Origin of the sequence: Algoriphagus persicinus (genome assembly GCF_035156415.1) — a bacterium.
Lineage (GTDB): Bacteria > Bacteroidota > Bacteroidia > Cytophagales > Cyclobacteriaceae > Algoriphagus > Algoriphagus persicinus.
The window spans coordinates 1-17,352 of sequence record NZ_JAYEEY010000026.1 but is presented as its reverse complement, the minus strand read 5'-3'; the positions used below and the strand labels follow the sequence as shown (position 1 = coordinate 17,352).

Here is a 17,352-nt window from a genome sequence, read left to right as displayed (position 1 = left end):
TTAGGGTTTGGTTAGGAATTCATCCATATTCAGAAGTGCGTTAGCCACCACAGACATTGCTGCTTGCTCAGGGTTTGTTGATTTATCTTTCACTGTAAAGAATGCTTCCAGTGATTCAGGATTGCTTTTGTATTCGGCTAGGGCTTCATCATAAAGCGATGAAAGAGTCTCAAGCTTAGTTTCTGAAATAGGATGTAAGACTAGTTTTTGATAGCCGTAGGCAATACTTTTTTCTGGTTTTGCAGCGTCTTGCTTGATCATATCTTCTGCCAAATAATAAGCTGCTTCTAGGTAAACAGGATCATTCAGCGTGACCAAAGCTTGCAAAGGTGTGTTTGTGACAATTCTTCTACTCAGACAAACCTCCCTGCTGGCTGCATCAAAGGATATGAAGGAAGGATAAGGGCTGGTTCGTTTCAGAAAAGTGTAAATCCCTCTTCTATGCGCATCTTCACCCTCACTTTCTTCCCATGATTCTCCATTATAGACTGTCTGCCAAATGCCCTCTGGTTGATGAGGTTTGACTCCCGGACCGTACATTTTATCACTTAGCAATCCTGCCACAGCCAAAGCCTGATCCCGAACTTGCTCTGCGTTTAATCTGAATCTTGGCCCACGAGCATACCATTTATTTTGCGGATCTTTTTTATAAAGCTCAGCTGATACGGCAGAAGATTGCTTGTAGGTAGCCGAGGTGACGATCTCCCGAATCAAGCTTTTCATACTCCAGTCGTATTCATTCATAGTTTTCCAAGCCAGGTAATCTATCAATTCAGGATGTGAGGGAGGATCGGACTGCGTTCCCATATCTTCCAGTGAACTTACTATTCCTCTGCCAAAAAGCTGATCCCAAACTCTGTTGACCAATGTTCTCGAAGTAAGTGGATTTTTCTTGTCAGTCAGCCAATAGGCGAAACCCAAGCGGTTATTTGGCCATTCTGGATTCCACTTATTTAGGGTTTTTGGTGTTTCTGGATTTACCTTTTCTCCCAGACTCATCCAGTTTCCCCGATCAAAAACATGTGTTTCCCGAGTCATATAGTCGGGGTTTTCGATCATGATGGGAAGCTTTGTTCCTCTAAAGTTCAAGGCTGTTTCCCAGGAATTTTGAATATCCTTGAAACCCGACTTATCCTTTCCAGCAAGAGTTGGGACAAAAGCAAACCATACAAATTTGGCAGCGTTTTGCTCTGATTTTACACTTGGATTCTTAACCTCTAAAAATAAGTCTACAAAACCTTTCGTGGGCTTTAGAGGAATAGCTCGGATAATATCTCCGTTGGTTTTGTTGATTGGAAAAGCGGCCAGGATTTCTCCTTCTGGCCCACCATTTCGGATGGTCATTTTGCTTCCATCTAAGCCTGAGCCATATTGAATCAAGATTTGATCAGAGCCTCGTGTGTCTATTTTTCTCAAATAAGCAGATCCATTCGCTTGAATTCCTAGCCATTTGGTATCTATGAGTTCTGCATTGTTAAAGTCCACAGCATCGTGGGAAGGATACTTTGGCTCAAGGTAAGTCAGGAAGTTTTTGCGATCAGTTGCGGCTTTTGCACTTTCATTTTCTTTGACCCAAGCTAGCACAGACTCTATTTCTTTTTTCTCTTCTGGTGAATAGAACCTCAATCTAGGCTCTTCATCATGAGTGTCCTCATCTCTTGAATTGTTAAAAAAGGCTGCTGATTGGTAGAACTCCTCGTGACGAATGGGATCGTAGGGATGACTATGACATTGCACGCAAGCCATGGTGGTACTTTGCCAAACCTCATAAGTTGTACCCACTCTATCAAGGACTGCGGCTACTCGAAATTCCTCGTCATTCGTCCCACCTTCATCATTGTTCATGGTATTGCGGTGAAAAGCTGTTGCAGCCAATTGTTCCTCGGTAGGATTTGGAAGTAGGTCTCCAGCTAATTGCTCTATGGTGAACTCATCAAATGGTTTGTCGGCATTGAAGGCACGGATCACATAATCTCGATAAGGCCACATGGTACGGGAAACATCCCGTTCGTAGCCCTTGGTGTCAGCATATCGCGCAAGATCTAGCCACCAAGTTGCCCATTTTTCGCCATAGGTAGGAGAGGATAGTAGCTGATCTACGGCTTGCTCATAGCTGATTTTTTTGGAAGAAAATTGTGACACAAGATCGCTAGTAGGAGGTAGGCCAGTGATGTCAAGCGCAGCTCTTCGTAGGAGTTTTAGTGGATTTTCCTCTTGTGAAAATGTCAGTTCAATCTCTTCGAGTTTTCTGCCTACATAAAAATCTATGGAAGATATTTCGGAAGGATTACTACCAGAAGTAAATCCCGCGGTAGTTTTTTGTTCTGCAATTTCAGGTGCTTCGACAGGCTGATAAGCCCAATGCTCACCCCATTTAGCACCTTGTTTTATCCACGTTTTGAGAAGATCGATCTCTTCTTCGGAAAGGGGTGTTCGCTCATAAGGCATTCTTAATTCAGGATCTGAAGCAGTCAGACGCTTGATTAATTCGCTGCCATTAGGGTCACCGGGAATAATTGCAGGGTGGCCAGATTCTGTATTTGCAAAAGCTTCTTCCTCGAAGAGCACAGAGAATCCGCTATTCTTTTTTACACCTCCATGGCAGGAAATGCAGTTTTTATTCAAGATGGGCTTGATCTGTGAGCTGAAGTCTACTTCTTTTTCCTGACCAAAAATAATAAAGCCAGCAATGCCTATGATTACGGCAAGGGTAAGAAAGCCTGCTATTTTAAGATTAATCATGGGTTATTGAATGAACCTCAAAGTAAAGAATTCTGGACTACTTCTAAAACCCGTTATTTCATTAGGGCAATTTTAGAATAGGATATGCTAATATTCTGGAATTTTGATGTGGCCAGCGTGGATTAACGGTTTAGTGGTTACTGCGGTTAGATAAAAAAAATACCCCGCTTAATATAGCGAGGTAGTGGTGTTAGAACTCAAAGTTTGGAAGGTTTTCCAAAATGTCTTTGGTCATGGCATCTAGATCGTAATCATGCTTCCATCCCCAATCTTTCCTTGCACAGGAATCATCTATGCTGTCTGGCCAACTGTCTGCGATTGCTTGACGGAAATCAGGATTGTATTCGATTCTGAAGTCAGGAATATGCTTGAGTATGCTTTGATAGATTTCTTTAGGAGTGAAATTCATCGCCGCAAGGTTGTAACTAGAGCGAATTTTTACAGATTCCCGAGGAGCATTCATTAGATCCAATGTGGCTTTGATTGCATCAGGCATGTACATCATAGGTAGTGAACTGTCTTCTCGAAGAAAACAATCGAATTTTTCTCCTGCCAATGCTTTGTGATAAATATCCACGGCGTAATCCGTAGTGCCGCCACCTGGAAGAGACGTATAGCCAATCAAACCTGGATAGCGAAGACTTCGAACATCCACATTGTATTTCTGAAAATAATATTCACACCATCTTTCTCCAGCCTGCTTCGAAATGCCATAAACAGTATTTGGTTCTTTGACACAATACTGTGGGGTATTGATTTTTGGTGTATTTGGTCCAAAAACAGCGATGGAAGATGGCCAATAGATTTTGTTAAGATTAAATTCTTTGGCTAGCGCCAACACATGAAGCAGACTTTCCATATTAAGCTCCCAAGCGAAAAGAGGTTTTTTCTCACCCACTGCGGAAAGCACTGCTGCTAAATGATAAATTTGGGTGATTTTTTCTTGTTTGACTAAGGTGGTCAAGCCTTGCTTGTCCATCACATCTAGGACTTGAAAGCGACAAAAATTAAATATTGACCGTGCTGATTCGTTGAGATCTGTAGCGATTACTTGCTCTGCACCAAACTGATCTGCCAAAGACTTGGTGAGTTCAGAACCCAATTGCCCTGCAGCGCCTATTACTAGGATTTTTTCCATTGATATTTCTTTCAAAATCTACCTAAAGCCGAGCTCTGGGTTTTTGTTTATATTTGGGTTTGAGACTGCAAAAGTAAGAAAAAACTGCTTTCTGAGCAGGATTTTTAACTAAAGGAATCAGACGTTTTTGACTCATATAAAATCAACTAGCTATCATGTACGATCAGTTCAGACCCAAATTACAAGAGGAACTTAAGGGAATAGAAGAAGCCGGCCTTTTCAAGAAAGAGCGTGTGATAACCTCGCCGCAATCAGCGGAAATCACTATTGCAGGCGGGCAAAAAGTTTTGAATTTTTGTGCCAACAATTACTTAGGACTCTCTTCACATCCGAAAGTAATTGAAGCAGCCAAGGCTGCAATTGATTCCCATGGTTTTGGGATGTCATCCGTTCGCTTTATTTGCGGGACGCAGGATATTCACAAGGAACTGGAGAAGAAGATTTCTGAGTTTTTGGGTACGGAAGACACCATTCTTTATGCAGCGGCTTTCGATGCAAATGGGGGAGTGTTTGAGCCGATTTTCGGTCAGGAGGATGCGATTATTTCAGATGCCTTGAATCATGCGTCCATCATCGATGGCGTTCGTCTTTGCAAGGCCATGCGATTCAGATACGAGCACAATAATATGGAAGATCTGGAAGCTCAGCTGAAGGATGCTATCGCAAAAGGAGCGAAACAAAAAATCATCGTGACTGACGGAGTTTTCTCTATGGACGGTACAATTGCACAGTTGGATAAGATCGTGGAGTTGGCGGAAAAATATGAAGCTCTTGTGATGACGGATGAGTGTCATTCTACAGGTTTCATGGGTAAAACCGGTCGTGGTGTGCATGAGCATTGCGGGGTGATGGGCAAGATAGATATCATCACTGGGACACTCGGTAAAGCACTTGGTGGTGCATCTGGAGGGTTTACTTCAGGGAGGAAGGAGATTGTCGAATTGCTTCGTCAACGCTCTAGGCCTTATCTATTTTCCAATACATTGGCTCCATCGATCACAGGTGCTTCGATAGCAGTGTTTGATTTGCTTTCAGAGACCACAGAGTTGAGAGATAAGTTGGAAGAAAACACCAAGTACTTCCGTGAGAAAATGACTGCTGCTGGATTTGATATCAAGCCAGGTGAGCATGCCATCGTACCGATTATGCTTTATGATGCGGTTCTTTCGCAGCAAATGGCTGAGAAGGTGCTAGAGAAGGGTATTTACGTGATTGGTTTTTATTTCCCCGTGGTACCAAAAGGTCAGGCAAGAATCCGTGTGCAGATCTCTGCTGGTCATGATAGAGCGCATTTGGATCAGGCGATTGCGGCTTTCTCTGAAGTTGGAAAAGAGTTGGGAGTGATTGATTAACAGGATTGTCCGCAAGGATAGTAGATATATTATTGGTTGGATGTGCGATGCTAGGTGTCCGATGCAGCAAAGCCGGGTTTCTAATTTAGATTCTCGGTTTTTTTGTCGGTGATGTTTGAATTTGAAAATTGATCATTGAGACTAACTCACTTTTCGCTTTTCAAAATAAATCATCGAACAGTAACGTGGTAGCAGCTCTGTTTTCTTTCTTTGATGTAGAAAATCTTTCCAGCGTCTTGGAATTCATTTAGAACCGTTTCAAGTTTTTTCTGAGTAGTTCTACTGAAGCGTTTCTTGCCATTAAATCTAATGTAGGAGATATCAAATGAGACTCCAAAAGAGTGAGAGCTCGGACCTGCAGTTGCATTTTTATTTCTCCTTCTTAAGCTTTTTTGCTGTTCAGGAGTTCGTGTCACTGAGGTTAAGGTGAAGAAACTCTCATTGTCGGTTATTGTTTGGAAAGCTAATCCCAATTCCTCCAAAATGATTTTTGAGTAGGGTGTAATGTATGGGTGACTATGAGTTAGTTTCATCACCTCGTATCCAGTACCCTGATCTATCAATACTAAGTTCTCTTTCTCAATTAGATTTTTGAAATGACTTTCATTCTCTATTAAACCAAATCCATTGTATTCTGCTGCATAAAGATGCTTGTCATATTCTTTGGTAATCAACTCTTCCGGAATAGGTGGTATAACTCTGGGCAGAGGTAAATCCAGCTTGATCGGCTCAGGATTATCAATGTTTCTATCAGCTTGTTTCGGGGTATTTGTTAAGGTAGAATAAGTGTCTTTTACTTGCTTTTTCAGTTCTGGCATGTATACTTGGGTTGCCAGAGCACCTGCCGAAATAAGTATGAAAAAAGAGGCAAGGTGTATAAATGAGAGTTTTTTCATTGGTAAAGGATACTTGTTTTTCAAATTTTTCGGATGACTAAGAACTGCAGTGGAGCAAAGATTAATCCATTTTATGTCCTGCCAGTTACCTAGCTGATTTTGATAGGTCGAAATGCTTCATTTCAACTGGAGTCGTAACTTGTGTTTTTTTGAAACTAAATCCCAGAATAAATTTTTCTGAGGGCTCTATGATTTTTTAAATGGCATTTAGGGTGAAATTGAGCCGGATGACATTAATGACATAAGAATGACGTATAGTAGACACAAATATTTTAATGTTGTCTATCTATTTTTGATTTGCATAAAATGAATAAGAAAATGGATAACAAAGCACTAGGTGTAAAGTTGAAAACACTTCGACTAAAGAATGGGTTTTCTCAGGATGAATTAGCTGAATCAGCTGGAGTTAGTTTACGGACTGTACAAAGAATTGAAAATGCAGAAACAATCCCTCGTGGTGATACGGTGAAACGATTGTTTCAGATTTTCGGAATGAGCCCTGATGAAGTGCTTGATTGGTCTCAAACCGAAGACAAAGGGTTTCTGATGGGAAGGAATCTGTCTGGTTTGATGTTTTTAATTTTTCCTCTTCTTGGAGTAATGTTGCCTCTCGTTCTATGGATCAGTAGGAAAGATAAAATTGCTGGAGTAAGTGAATTAGGACGAAACCTAGTGAACTTCCAACTGACCTGGACGCTGATATATTATGTACTGGTTACGATATATGGTTGGTCGTACAAATACTTCATGCTGGGAGGGAATGGTGATATAAGTCCTAGTAGTGTAGAGAGTATTGTATCGTTTCGAATGGGAGTGATTTTGACTATATATCTAATAGTGAGTGTGATGATAGCATGGAATACCTATCGAATCAATTATGGACTTTCAGTGAAGTATTTCCCGAAAATCAATTTCTTAAGATAATACATAAAAAAAGACATGTGAAAGTTTGTCATTTTTTAAGTGGAAGACTTACTTGTCATTGCGAGTTTCCTTCGTTTTTTCAACTCATATTCTTCGAGATCTTCAAATCGCGTATCTACATCCAGATTATTAAGGTAATCATTGATCATTTCCCTGATTTCTTGGAAGGACATATTATGGAGAATCTTACCATTTTTGGACATGGATAATTGGCCTGTTTCTTCTGAAACGATCAACACAATTGCATCAGTTGTCTCTGACATGCCTATAGCGGCTCGGTGGCGAAGCCCAAATTGCGCCGGGACTTCGCGTTCAGTAACCGGTAGAATACAGCGGGCAGCCTTTATTTTACCGTTATGAATGATTACAGCGCCATCATGTAGCGGACTGTATTTATTGAAGATTGAGATAAGCAGTCTCTTCGATAATTCTGCATCGAGAATATCTCCGCTTTCAGCATAAAACTTTAGTTCAGTACTTTTCGAAATCACCATCAAAGCACCAGTATTGCTCCCCGCAAGAGTTTTTGAAGCATCTATAATAGGACTGATATTGAAAATAGCATTGTCTTTTTTTCTCCAAAAGAAAAGCATGTCCTTCCAAACATTGTCGTCTGAGAGGAGTGAGGATCGCCCTATCAGAAGAAGGAATTTTCTTATTTCTGGTGCAAATATGATGATGGCAGCAATTACACCCACTCCCATGAATTGACCTAAAATAGCAGAGAGAAGCTCCATTCTCAGAGCCCGAACCAGAAGGTAAATCAAGTATATAGAAAGGAAGCCAAGAAAAATCTTAATAGCTACACTGCCCTTTAGAAGTTTATATACTTGATATAATAGGGCAGCAACCAAGGCAATATCGATGATATTGACGATGGAGATATCTAAAAATCCTATTTTGAAAAGTAATGTCAAGGGTATAAAGTGTTGTATAATTTTAATGTTTCGTTAGCTTCTTTTACGTCATGTACACGCAGGATGTTTGCACCATGACATAAAGCAAACATATTTAATGCTGTAGTACCATTCAGTGCATCGCCGGCTTCTATTTCCAGCGCTTTTGATATCATCGATTTTCTCGAAATGCCTACTAGTACTGGTAATGAAAGCGTCTGAAACTGATGAAGGTTCCTTAGTATGAAATAATTTTGCTCTAGGGTCTTAGCAAATCCAAATCCAGGGTCAATTATTACATCTTTGATGCCAAACTTTCTGAATTGTTCCAGTTTTTCAGCGAAATAATACAATATTTCTCCTAGAATATCCGAATAGTTTGTTTTTTTATCCATGTTTTGAGGATTTCCTCTCATATGCATGGCGATATAGGGGACTCGCAGTTTTGCCACTGTTTGGATCATTTCCTCATCCAGATCCCCAGCCGAAATATCATTTACGATATGGGCACCAGATTGTATTGATTCTTCAGCAACTTTAGCACGAAAAGTATCAATAGAAATTAAGATATCAGGATAGTGGGAAGCGATCCACTTCACTGCTGGAATAACCCGGTCTATTTCTTCCTGTAAGCTTACCTCAGCAGCACCCGGTCTGGAACTGTAACCACCAAGATCCAGGATACTAGCACCATTAGAAATGTGAGAAGTGACTAATGCTGCAACTTTATCCAAGGACTTCTCAGCTCTACTTCCTTCGAAAAATGAATCTGGAGTCAAATTCACTATTCCCATCAGATGAGGTTTGTCCCAGCTGATTAGCCGTCCATCGATTAGAAGGGTGTTTTTTTGGGGAAATGATTTATCTTCGATTTTAGAAGACTGGCCCGGAAGAGGAAACATTAAATTAAGAGACTTTGGAGACGCAAACTAGTAACGAATATAAGGAAGTTATCAGCCGTTGTAAAGAACTATTTCGTAAGAAGACTATAGATTATGGTACAGCTTGGAGGATTGTTCGGCTTTCTTCGATCACGGATCAGATTTTCATCAAAGCTCAGCGTATTCGTTCTATTCAGGAGAAGGGAAATCAAAAAGTAAATGATCCCATTGAGGATGATTTCGTAGGGATTATCAATTATTGCCTGATTGCGTTACTGCAAATTAGTTATGCAAAAGATGGACGGATGGAAATTCCTTTTGAGGAGCTGGAACCCGCTTACGATCACTGGGTAAATGAAACGCGTGGTCTTTTGGAAAATAAGAACCACGATTATGGAGAAGCTTGGCGAGATATGAGGGTGAGTTCGATGACGGATATTATCTTGATGAAATTATTACGAACCAAACAAATAGAAGATAATCAAGGTGAAACATTAGTGTCAGAGGGTATAGAAGCTAACTATCAGGATATGATCAATTATGCAGTATTTTGTTTAATTAAATTAGACTATCATGTTTAAGCAAGGGTTTTTGTGGGTGATTCGATTTATTGTCGGTGGCCTATTTATTTTTTCTGGACTGATTAAGGTCAATGATCCGGTAGGAACGGCTATTAAGTTGGAAGAGTATTTCGATGTTTTTTCTAATGACATCGCGGGTTTCTTCTATTACCTAAAGCCATTTGCACTTGAGCTGGGGATTTTTTTAGTTGTGGTGGAAGTAACGCTGGGAATCATGCTGATTTTGGGTGTGAAAAGTAGATTGACGGTCTGGGCTTTGGCTTTGATGATCTTGTTTTTCACCTTTCTCACTTTTTACTCTGCCTATTTTAATAAAGTGACTGATTGCGGATGCTTTGGTGATGCGATCAAATTGACACCTTGGGAATCTTTTTATAAAGATTTGATCCTATTGGTCTTGATTTCCATCCTTTTCTTATTTCAAATGGATTTGCCAAAAACATCTCATAAATGGGCTAAAGGTGTAACCGTAGTTGCTTTGGCGTTATCTTTTGTTTTAGCAGTATTGGCAGTTCGCAATCTTCCATTTATTGATTTTAGAGCCTATAAAGTAGGAGTGAATATCCCTCAAAATATGCTGCCTTCAGCTCCATTGGAGTATTCATACGTGATGAAAAAAAATGGTGAACTTATGACTTTTGATCAGTATCCCTCTGATGAAAGTCTGGAGTTTGTAGAAATGAATTTGAAGAATCCAGATGCCTTACCCAAAATTTCTGATTTTGCAGTTTGGAATGAGGAGGGAGATTTTTCTGAAGAAGTTTTCACGGGTAACAAAGTATTGATTTTGGTGAGTAGCATGGCTAAAATGAGTGAAACAAATCTTAGCCGAATTGATCAATTAGTCAAGTCGCTAGCGGGATCGCCTATTCAGCCCGTTTTTGTAGCAGCAGCATCTGAGGAAGAAATCCGAAATTTCACCCAATCAAGAGGCTGGGACGTTCTTTCTCTTCAAGCAGATGCCACTGTAGTCAAAACTATGATCCGAGCTAATCCTGGAATAATGGTGATGAAGGATGGAGCAGTATTGGCTAAATACCACCATAACAATACCCCTGAAGCGGGAGAGGTTTTAGATCTTTACATGAATTAGGGAATGGGAAAAGATCTGAAAATCGTTCTGGTGGGACTTCCCGGTTCTGGGAAAAGTACTTTTGGAAAACAACTTGCTTCTGTTTTGCAATTTCCTTATTACGACTTAGATAGCTTGATAGAAGATCGATTTCACATGAAAATCTCCGATATTTTCTTACAATTTGGAGAGGGTGGATTTCGTCATCGGGAAACTGAGGTATTACAAGATGTATTGAACAGTAATGGTTCTTACGTTTTAGCGTCAGGAGGCGGCTGTCCCTGCTTTAATGATAATATGGAATTGATTAACGAAAAAGCTGTCTCGGTTTACCTAGATGTGCCATTAGAGGAAATATCGCATAGATTAGGCTTGTCTAAAGCACAAAATAGACCAATGTTTTTGGGGCTTGACCAGGGAGGAATCACTTTGAAATTAAAAAGTCTGCTTGTGGAGAGAGATTATTTTTACAGGCAGTCAAAAATAAAACTCAGCGGGGAAGATTTCTCCGCTGAGTTGTTGGTTTCGGAATTGATCCAGTTAATCAGAAACTAAGGCCGAAAGTCAATAATCCACTTACAAGATTATTTTTGATTTCTGTCACCGGACCTATGTTTGTGTTTTGAGCATCTAATACCTGATAGCTTCCATACAGTGTATTGTATTTTTGGTTCACTAGAGCCAAGTCAATGGAGAATTTATTGAGTTTCACGCCCACACCACCACTGATTTGCTGCGTACTTCTATCATAGTCTGAATCTGCAATTGGATCACCGTAATATCCGTATCCTCCTCTAAATCTGAAGTTACTCAGTTTGTATTCTGCCCCAAACCGGAAATTAATTGTGCTGGTGTATAGGTTTTTGATTTCCAGATTATCTGGTCCTTCGTCGAAGTCTCTGGATATGATTCTGGCTGCGCTGTAATCAACCCAATCTACGTCAGCTGAAATAAATCCATTTTTCCCTAAAAATACTGTGGCGCCACCACCGATTTTAAGAGGAGTATTTAAATTATATGAGCTAACGATAATATCTGTCAAATTTTCTACTTGCCCCAAAGTGATGCCTTCTGGCTCGTAATCGTAATTATCATAATTAGCAACCATACTAGCGGTGTATTCGTCATTTAGAGCATACCAAGTAGGAGATTGTACAGTGAATCCCAAATTCAAATAATCTATAGGCTTATAGATCAAACCTAGATTAACGTTTACTCCACCTCCATTGATAAACAAACTCTCTTGTAAGTTAGAATTGATTAATGGCCCTTCAGAAAATTCTTCATTATACATCTTTCGAGAAGTAAAATTCAAAGTGCGGAGACCGACTGAGCCGCCTACAAATAATTTGTAGTTGAAGTTGGCTCCGTAAGCAAAAGTTATTTGGCTTGAACTTCCTTCTTGCATAATATTTTCATCCTGAAAAGGGGCAATGAAACCATTAATTGGTTCATATTCTCCGGTAATTACATTGCCGTTATTGTCTAATCTAGGATTGATTTGGTACGTATTGTATGCCATACCAGTCAAACCAAAATTGGCGACCTGGTTTTCAGGATAGCCTTGAGCATCTTGGAGATAAAAATCAATAATTGATGTTTCCCCTGGAAGATCAGAAAAGTATCCATATTCCGTATTGAAATTGGCAATTCTTTGAATACTGATTCCAAATGAACCTCCTTTAAAAGCTCCTCTATCAAATTCGCCCTTGGGGTTTGCAAGCACGAAACTTAGGTTTGGCAGTGAAAAGTTTGTGGATTTGTAACTATTACTTTGCCCTAAATAGTTTGTTTCCACTCCCCAGTCAGTATAACCCAAAGTTGCACTAGCTTCAGAAGATCTGAAGAAGCCTAGTCCTGCAGGGTTTCCTGCAATATTAGACACATCACCACCTAGTGACCATTGTGTTCCGCCTACAGCCATTATTCGGGCTGAGCCTGCGGGTTTTACTTGGCTGAAGCGATAGGCATCTTCATAATACCCGCTTTGAGCCAATACATAGGAAGATGTAATTAAACTTAGGGATAAAACCAGAATGGGTATTCTCATTTAGATTTGATTTGGATTTAATAAATAAACGTACAGGATAGACGAAAATGTTGCTTTGGTTCTATATTCTTTTTCCAAAAACTCGTGATATAATATGGAAATGGACTGAATGGCTACATATATTGCAATAAATAAGGCAGTGATACCACTGCCTTATTTAATCCACGATCAGTACTGAAGTCAATTTAATTTCCTCTCCCTCCTCTAGAAGGACTAGAACTACTTCTTGTAGGTGTAGCTCCTCCTCCAGATGACCCACTGCTTCTAGAAGGTGTGCTATAGCTCGGTGTACTTCTTACTGGAGTGGTTGTTCTTACAGGAGCCACAGTTCTTGTATTTGTGTTCCCTCTATTATAGGAAGGTGAAGTAGTTCTCGCTGGCACATTACTTCTATTATATGATGGACTTGAAGATCTTGTATTGGTAGGATAAGATGATCTAATGGTACCACCTCTTCCAGCATTTATTGTCCTTGAATTTGAAGGGTTTATAGTAGGTCTGGCAGAAGGCATTGCACTTCTTGTTCTGGAAACAGGTCTATTCATTGCTGCCGAACTCACATTTCTACTATTTCCTTCCCTTGCGCTTGAGTTGTAATAGTCATTTTGGGAGGAACTGAAGTCTCTTGCAGAAACTCTTGAATTGTCAGAATTAGATACTAACCTCCTAGATGTAGCATTATTGCCATTGTTCAATACATCCCTTCTTGCTTGAGCTCTAGCGGTGTTGGGTTGTAGTGCAGCATTCGAGATACTACCTGCTCTCGAAGCAGCAAGTGATGAACCTCTTGTTGGTCTTGCGCCTCTAATAACTCTACGATCTCCATATTCTCCACCTGGAAGGATATAGACTGGATTGCTGGAAAACATTGGAGAATAACCGTATCCAGGATATCCAAAGCCTCCCATGCCATAAACTGATCCCCAAGGATCGTAAAATCCCATCATACCATATGTTGGTCTATAATAGATAGGTCTATAAAAAGGATTGCCGAAACCAAAGCCTATACTCATATTAAAACCTGGTCTAAAACCAAATCCTCCTCCCCACATTGGGTTATAAAATCCACCCATTCCCCATGGACTCATTCCGTACATCATTCCCATATTAAATGCCATGGAAGAATTGAAATTGGAATTATTGTTTGAATTGCCTACTCTATAATTATTGTAAGCGTCGATGTCTGGATTGCTTTCCACTTCATCAGCCTCATCAAAATACACAATATCATCTTGAACGGTTTCTTCACCAGCCTGATACCTTGCGATATAGTCTGGATTCACATTTCTAGAGCTAAAACTTTCCTGTGGAACAGTCTCTGTGGCAGTGGAGGAAAGCGTCTGGAATTGCTCTGGATTATTATTTTGTACAGCATACTCAGTAGCTACTTTAGCGTCTGATGCCATGAAATACAAATTGTCACTAGTATCCACTGTCGCCAATTTATTCGTGCTACAAGAGGCTAATGCCAGCGATCCAATGATAAATGTTGAGGTTATGATTACGGAATTCTTCATAGTTGAAGTTTAAATTGTTACTTTCTTATACGAGGGCAGGGGTGAAGGGTTATTCTTTTTGGTTTATATTTGCCATGCATAAGTTAGCAATAATAACCATAATCTGTATCTCAACCAACCACAATGAGTAAAGGACTACCTAAGAGAAGCGAGGATTATTCGCTTTGGTATAATGAATTAGTAAAAAAAGCCGATTTGGCAGAAAATTCAGCTGTGCGAGGCTGCATGGTAATAAAGCCTTATGGTTATTCTATATGGGAGAAAATGCAAGCTGAGCTAGATCGCATGTTCAAAGAAACAGGTCATGTTAATGCATATTTTCCTCTTTTTATCCCAAAATCCTACCTAAGTAAGGAAGCAAGCCACGTAGAGGGATTTGCAAAGGAGTGTGCAGTAGTCACTCATTACAGACTCAAAAACGCTGAAGATGGTAGTGGAGTGATCGTGGATCCTGAAGCAAAGTTGGATGAGGAGTTGATTGTTCGTCCTACTTCCGAGACAGTGATTTGGAGCACCTATAAAAATTGGGTTCAATCCTATCGTGACCTCCCTCTTTTAGTCAATCAATGGGCAAATGTGGTTCGCTGGGAAATGAGAACAAGACTATTCCTTCGTACCACAGAATTCCTCTGGCAGGAAGGTCATACAGCGCATGCAACTCAACAGGAAGCCGAGGCCGAGACATTGCAAATGATGCATGTCTATGCCCAGTTTGCTGAAGACTTTATGGCTTTGCCGGTAGTAAGAGGGAGAAAAACGGAAAGTGAGCGCTTTGCAGGTGCAGATGACACCTTATGTATAGAGGCTATGATGCAGGATGGTAAAGCTCTTCAAGCTGGCACATCACACTTTTTAGGACAGAATTTTGCCAAAGCATTCGATGTGAAATTCGCAACAAAAGAAGGTGGCCTTGAATATGTTTGGGGTACATCCTGGGGCGTTAGCACGCGTTTAATGGGAGCTTTGATTATGGCTCACTCGGATGATAATGGCTTAGTATTGCCACCAAAGTTGGCTCCAATACAAGTTGTCATTATCCCGATTTATAGAAAAGACGAAGAACTGGACGCCATTACCGAAAAAGCAAACGAGATTATTGCTGAACTTCGCAAAGCGGGAGTTTCGGTGAAATATGACAATCGAGATACGCATAAGCCAGGATGGAAATTTGCGGAGCATGAATTAAAAGGAGTTCCGCTTAGAATTGCCATCGGTCCGAGAGATTTAGAAAATGGAACCATCGAAATTGCCAGACGTGACAACTTGACTAAAGAACAATTTGAATTGGCTTCCCAGCCAATCGCTGAGAAAGTCACTTCCATGTTAGATGAAATCCAGACTAGTATTTATTCCAAGGCTTTCAATTTTAGAAATGAAATGACTACAGATGTGAATTCATGGGATGAGTTTAACCAAGTTTTGGAAGACAAAGGTGGGTTTTTGTCTGCTCATTGGGACGGCACTGCTGAGTCAGAAGAGAAAATCAAGGATCTCACCAAAGCTACCATTAGGTGTATTCCCTTAGATAGAAAGGAAGAAGCTGGAGTTTGTGTCTATTCAGGCAAACCTTCCGTTGGAAGAGTTCTTTTTGCAAAAGCCTACTAATCAAGAAGCCCGGAAAAATTCGGGCTTTTTTTAGGTGTAATTGACGGGGGGTAACGGGGAAACGTGTATTTTAGAGATCTATTCTTTTTCTCTTGAGTCAATGACAATCCTAGTCCTATCCAGTCTTTTAATTATTGGTCTTGTTCTTTTACTTGCTGAGGTGCTTTTTGTCCCTGGAACAACCGTCGTTGGAATCTTTGGACTTGCCGTCAGTTTGGCAGGAGTAGTCTATGCATTTCTTAGCTTTGAGGCAGAAATAGCATGGTGGATTACTTCAGTGGCAGTGATTCTTAATCTGGCAGCAATAGTCTATGGTTTTAATTCTGGAGTGTGGAACCGCTTTTCCCTCAAATCAGCCATACGCGGTGGAGCTTTTGACGGACGCACTGATGCTTTGCAAATAGGGATGCCGGGAAAAACAATTTCAGACCTGAAGCCCATTGGAAAAGCTAGCTTTGGCGATGTGATATATGAGGTGAAATCAGAGAATGGCTTCATTCCAGTAGAAACTGACATCACGATTATCAAAATTGAAAACAATAAAATTTTAGTAAAATAATATGGAGAATCTAGATCCGAGCAGTTCAATGTTCATCCTAGTGGCTGCGGTCGCAGGAATTGTACTACTTTTCATCTTCTTGTACTTTGTTCCGGTCAATCTCTGGATCACAGCCCAATTTTCAAATGTGAAAGTTGGGATAGGGGAGCTCATAGGTATGAGAATCAGAAAAGTACCGCCAAGTATCATCGTCAATTCATTGATCACCGCTACAAAGGCTGGGGTTGAATTGACTACCAATGACTTGGAAACTCACTACATGGCAGGTGGAAATATACCGAATGTAATCAGAGCGTTGATCTCTGCTGATAAGGCGAATATTAACCTGACCTTCAAGCAAGCAACTGCAATAGATTTGGCAGGAAGAGATGTGTTTGAGGCAGTTCAGATTTCCGTCAATCCAAAAGTGATCAACACACCGAATGTAGCCGCTGTAGCTGCGGATGGTATTCAATTGATTGCCAAAGCTAGAGTCACCGTACGAGCGAATATCGCACAGTTGGTAGGTGGTGCTGGCGAAGAAACTATTCTGGCTAGAGTAGGTGAAGGAATCGTTACCTCGATTGGTTCCGCGGCGACTCATAAGAGTGTGCTCGAAAATCCAGACAAGATTTCTAAGCTTGTCCTTCAAAGAGGATTAGACGCAGGAACTGCTTTCGAGATTCTATCAATTGATATTGCTGATATTGATGTGGGAACTAACATCGGAGCGAAACTACAAATTGATCAGGCTTCTGCTGATCTAAAAGTAGCTGAAGCAAGAGCGGAAGAGAGACGTGCGATGGCAGTAGCTCTAGAGCAAGAGATGAAAGCTAGGAATGTGGAAATGAGGGCGAAAGTAATTGAAGCTGAGGCAGAAATCCCAAAGGCTATAGCAGAAGCATTCAGAACCGGTAAACTTGGTGTGATGGATTACTACAGAATGGAAAATATCCAATCGGATACTTCGATGCGGGAATCGATTGCTAACTCAGATGAATCGAAGGATTCGTCGAAAGGCAAAAACGAGAAAAAATAGAAAAAGTGGCTGTCTCATATTGATTTTCATTATTGGAGACAGCCTTTTTTATTCAATAGAGGCCGATTTCCTGAAATCGGTCTCTATTTTTTTGACTACTGTTTAACTCTTTAGCAATAGG

At 40.5% G+C, this 17,352-nt stretch carries 15 protein-coding genes; 8 read left to right on the top strand and 7 right to left on the bottom strand.

The genetic code is table 11. The features are described 5' to 3' along the window. Entirely contained in the window at window positions 1-2,742 is a 2,742-nt protein-coding gene (locus U3A58_RS17640; RefSeq protein WP_323825696.1) for a DUF1553 domain-containing protein, read from the bottom strand. A 190-nt stretch (window positions 2,743-2,932) separates the two neighbouring features. After that, on the bottom strand, window positions 2,933-3,880 hold the full coding sequence (locus tag U3A58_RS17635; RefSeq protein ID WP_323825694.1) for an NAD-dependent epimerase/dehydratase family protein: 948 nt from the start codon (window positions 3,878-3,880) through the stop codon (window positions 2,933-2,935). 155 nt (window positions 3,881-4,035) lie between these two features. On the opposite strand from U3A58_RS17635, the gene kbl reads away from it, so the two are divergent. Then, window positions 4,036-5,232, top strand: coding sequence for a glycine C-acetyltransferase (kbl, locus tag U3A58_RS17630; protein ID WP_323825692.1), 1,197 nt, complete (start codon window positions 4,036-4,038; stop codon window positions 5,230-5,232). Window positions 5,233-5,402: 170 nt separating this feature from the next. Here the strand turns inward: kbl and U3A58_RS17625 are convergent, their stop codons facing one another. Next, window positions 5,403-6,128 carry a DUF5715 family protein gene (locus U3A58_RS17625; protein WP_323825690.1) on the bottom strand — a complete coding sequence of 242 codons (726 nt, stop codon included), beginning with the start codon at window positions 6,126-6,128 and terminating at the stop codon, window positions 5,403-5,405. A gap of 318 nt (window positions 6,129-6,446) precedes the next feature. On the opposite strand from U3A58_RS17625, the gene U3A58_RS17620 reads away from it, so the two are divergent. Further along, window positions 6,447-7,052, top strand: a complete 606-nt coding sequence (locus U3A58_RS17620; protein WP_323825688.1) for a helix-turn-helix domain-containing protein — start codon at window positions 6,447-6,449, stop codon at window positions 7,050-7,052. Window positions 7,053-7,087: 35 nt separating this feature from the next. Here the strand turns inward: U3A58_RS17620 and cdaA are convergent, their stop codons facing one another. Both cdaA and folP read right to left on the bottom strand, forming a co-directional pair. Further along, entirely contained in the window at window positions 7,088-7,969 is an 882-nt protein-coding gene (cdaA, locus tag U3A58_RS17615; RefSeq protein ID WP_323825686.1) for a diadenylate cyclase CdaA, read from the bottom strand. Then, a complete protein-coding gene (folP, locus tag U3A58_RS17610) occupies window positions 7,966-8,850 on the bottom strand; it encodes a dihydropteroate synthase (RefSeq protein ID WP_323825684.1) in 885 nt (294 codons plus the stop codon). The genes cdaA and folP overlap by 4 nt, the downstream gene beginning before the upstream one ends. A gap of 14 nt (window positions 8,851-8,864) precedes the next feature. Between folP and U3A58_RS17605 the strand changes: the two genes are divergently transcribed. From U3A58_RS17605 to U3A58_RS17595, 3 genes are read left to right on the top strand one after another with little or no spacing between them, the layout of a single operon-like run. Next, on the top strand, window positions 8,865-9,410 hold the full coding sequence (locus U3A58_RS17605; protein WP_323825683.1) for a DUF1599 domain-containing protein: 546 nt from the start codon (window positions 8,865-8,867) through the stop codon (window positions 9,408-9,410). Next, window positions 9,403-10,503: a BT_3928 family protein gene (locus tag U3A58_RS17600; RefSeq protein WP_323825681.1), complete on the top strand. Its 1,101-nt coding sequence runs from the start codon at window positions 9,403-9,405 to the stop codon at window positions 10,501-10,503. The genes U3A58_RS17605 and U3A58_RS17600 overlap by 8 nt, the downstream gene beginning before the upstream one ends. Window positions 10,504-10,506: 3 nt before the next feature. Then, window positions 10,507-11,037, top strand: a complete 531-nt coding sequence (locus U3A58_RS17595; protein ID WP_323825679.1) for a shikimate kinase — start codon at window positions 10,507-10,509, stop codon at window positions 11,035-11,037. Here U3A58_RS17595 and U3A58_RS17590 read toward each other — a convergent pair. Continuing rightward, window positions 11,027-12,532, bottom strand: coding sequence for an OmpP1/FadL family transporter (locus U3A58_RS17590; RefSeq protein ID WP_323825677.1), 1,506 nt, complete (start codon window positions 12,530-12,532; stop codon window positions 11,027-11,029). The genes U3A58_RS17595 and U3A58_RS17590 overlap by 11 nt on opposite strands. Window positions 12,533-12,717: 185 nt before the next feature. Beyond that, window positions 12,718-14,049, bottom strand: a complete 1,332-nt coding sequence (locus U3A58_RS17585; RefSeq protein ID WP_323825675.1) for a hypothetical protein — start codon at window positions 14,047-14,049, stop codon at window positions 12,718-12,720. A 123-nt stretch (window positions 14,050-14,172) separates the two neighbouring features. On the opposite strand from U3A58_RS17585, the gene proS reads away from it, so the two are divergent. From proS to floA, 3 genes are all read left to right on the top strand, one after another. Beyond that, window positions 14,173-15,654 carry a proline--tRNA ligase gene (gene proS, locus U3A58_RS17580; RefSeq protein ID WP_323825673.1) on the top strand — a complete coding sequence of 494 codons (1,482 nt, stop codon included), beginning with the start codon at window positions 14,173-14,175 and terminating at the stop codon, window positions 15,652-15,654. Between the two features lie 100 nt (window positions 15,655-15,754). Beyond that, window positions 15,755-16,213 (top strand): NfeD family protein, encoded by a 459-nt coding sequence (locus U3A58_RS17575; protein WP_323825671.1) that lies wholly within the window; start codon window positions 15,755-15,757, stop codon window positions 16,211-16,213. A 1-nt stretch (window position 16,214) separates the two neighbouring features. After that, window positions 16,215-17,231 carry a flotillin-like protein FloA gene (gene floA / locus U3A58_RS17570; protein ID WP_323825669.1) on the top strand — a complete coding sequence of 339 codons (1,017 nt, stop codon included), beginning with the start codon at window positions 16,215-16,217 and terminating at the stop codon, window positions 17,229-17,231. Window positions 17,232-17,352: the final 121 nt, after the last annotated feature.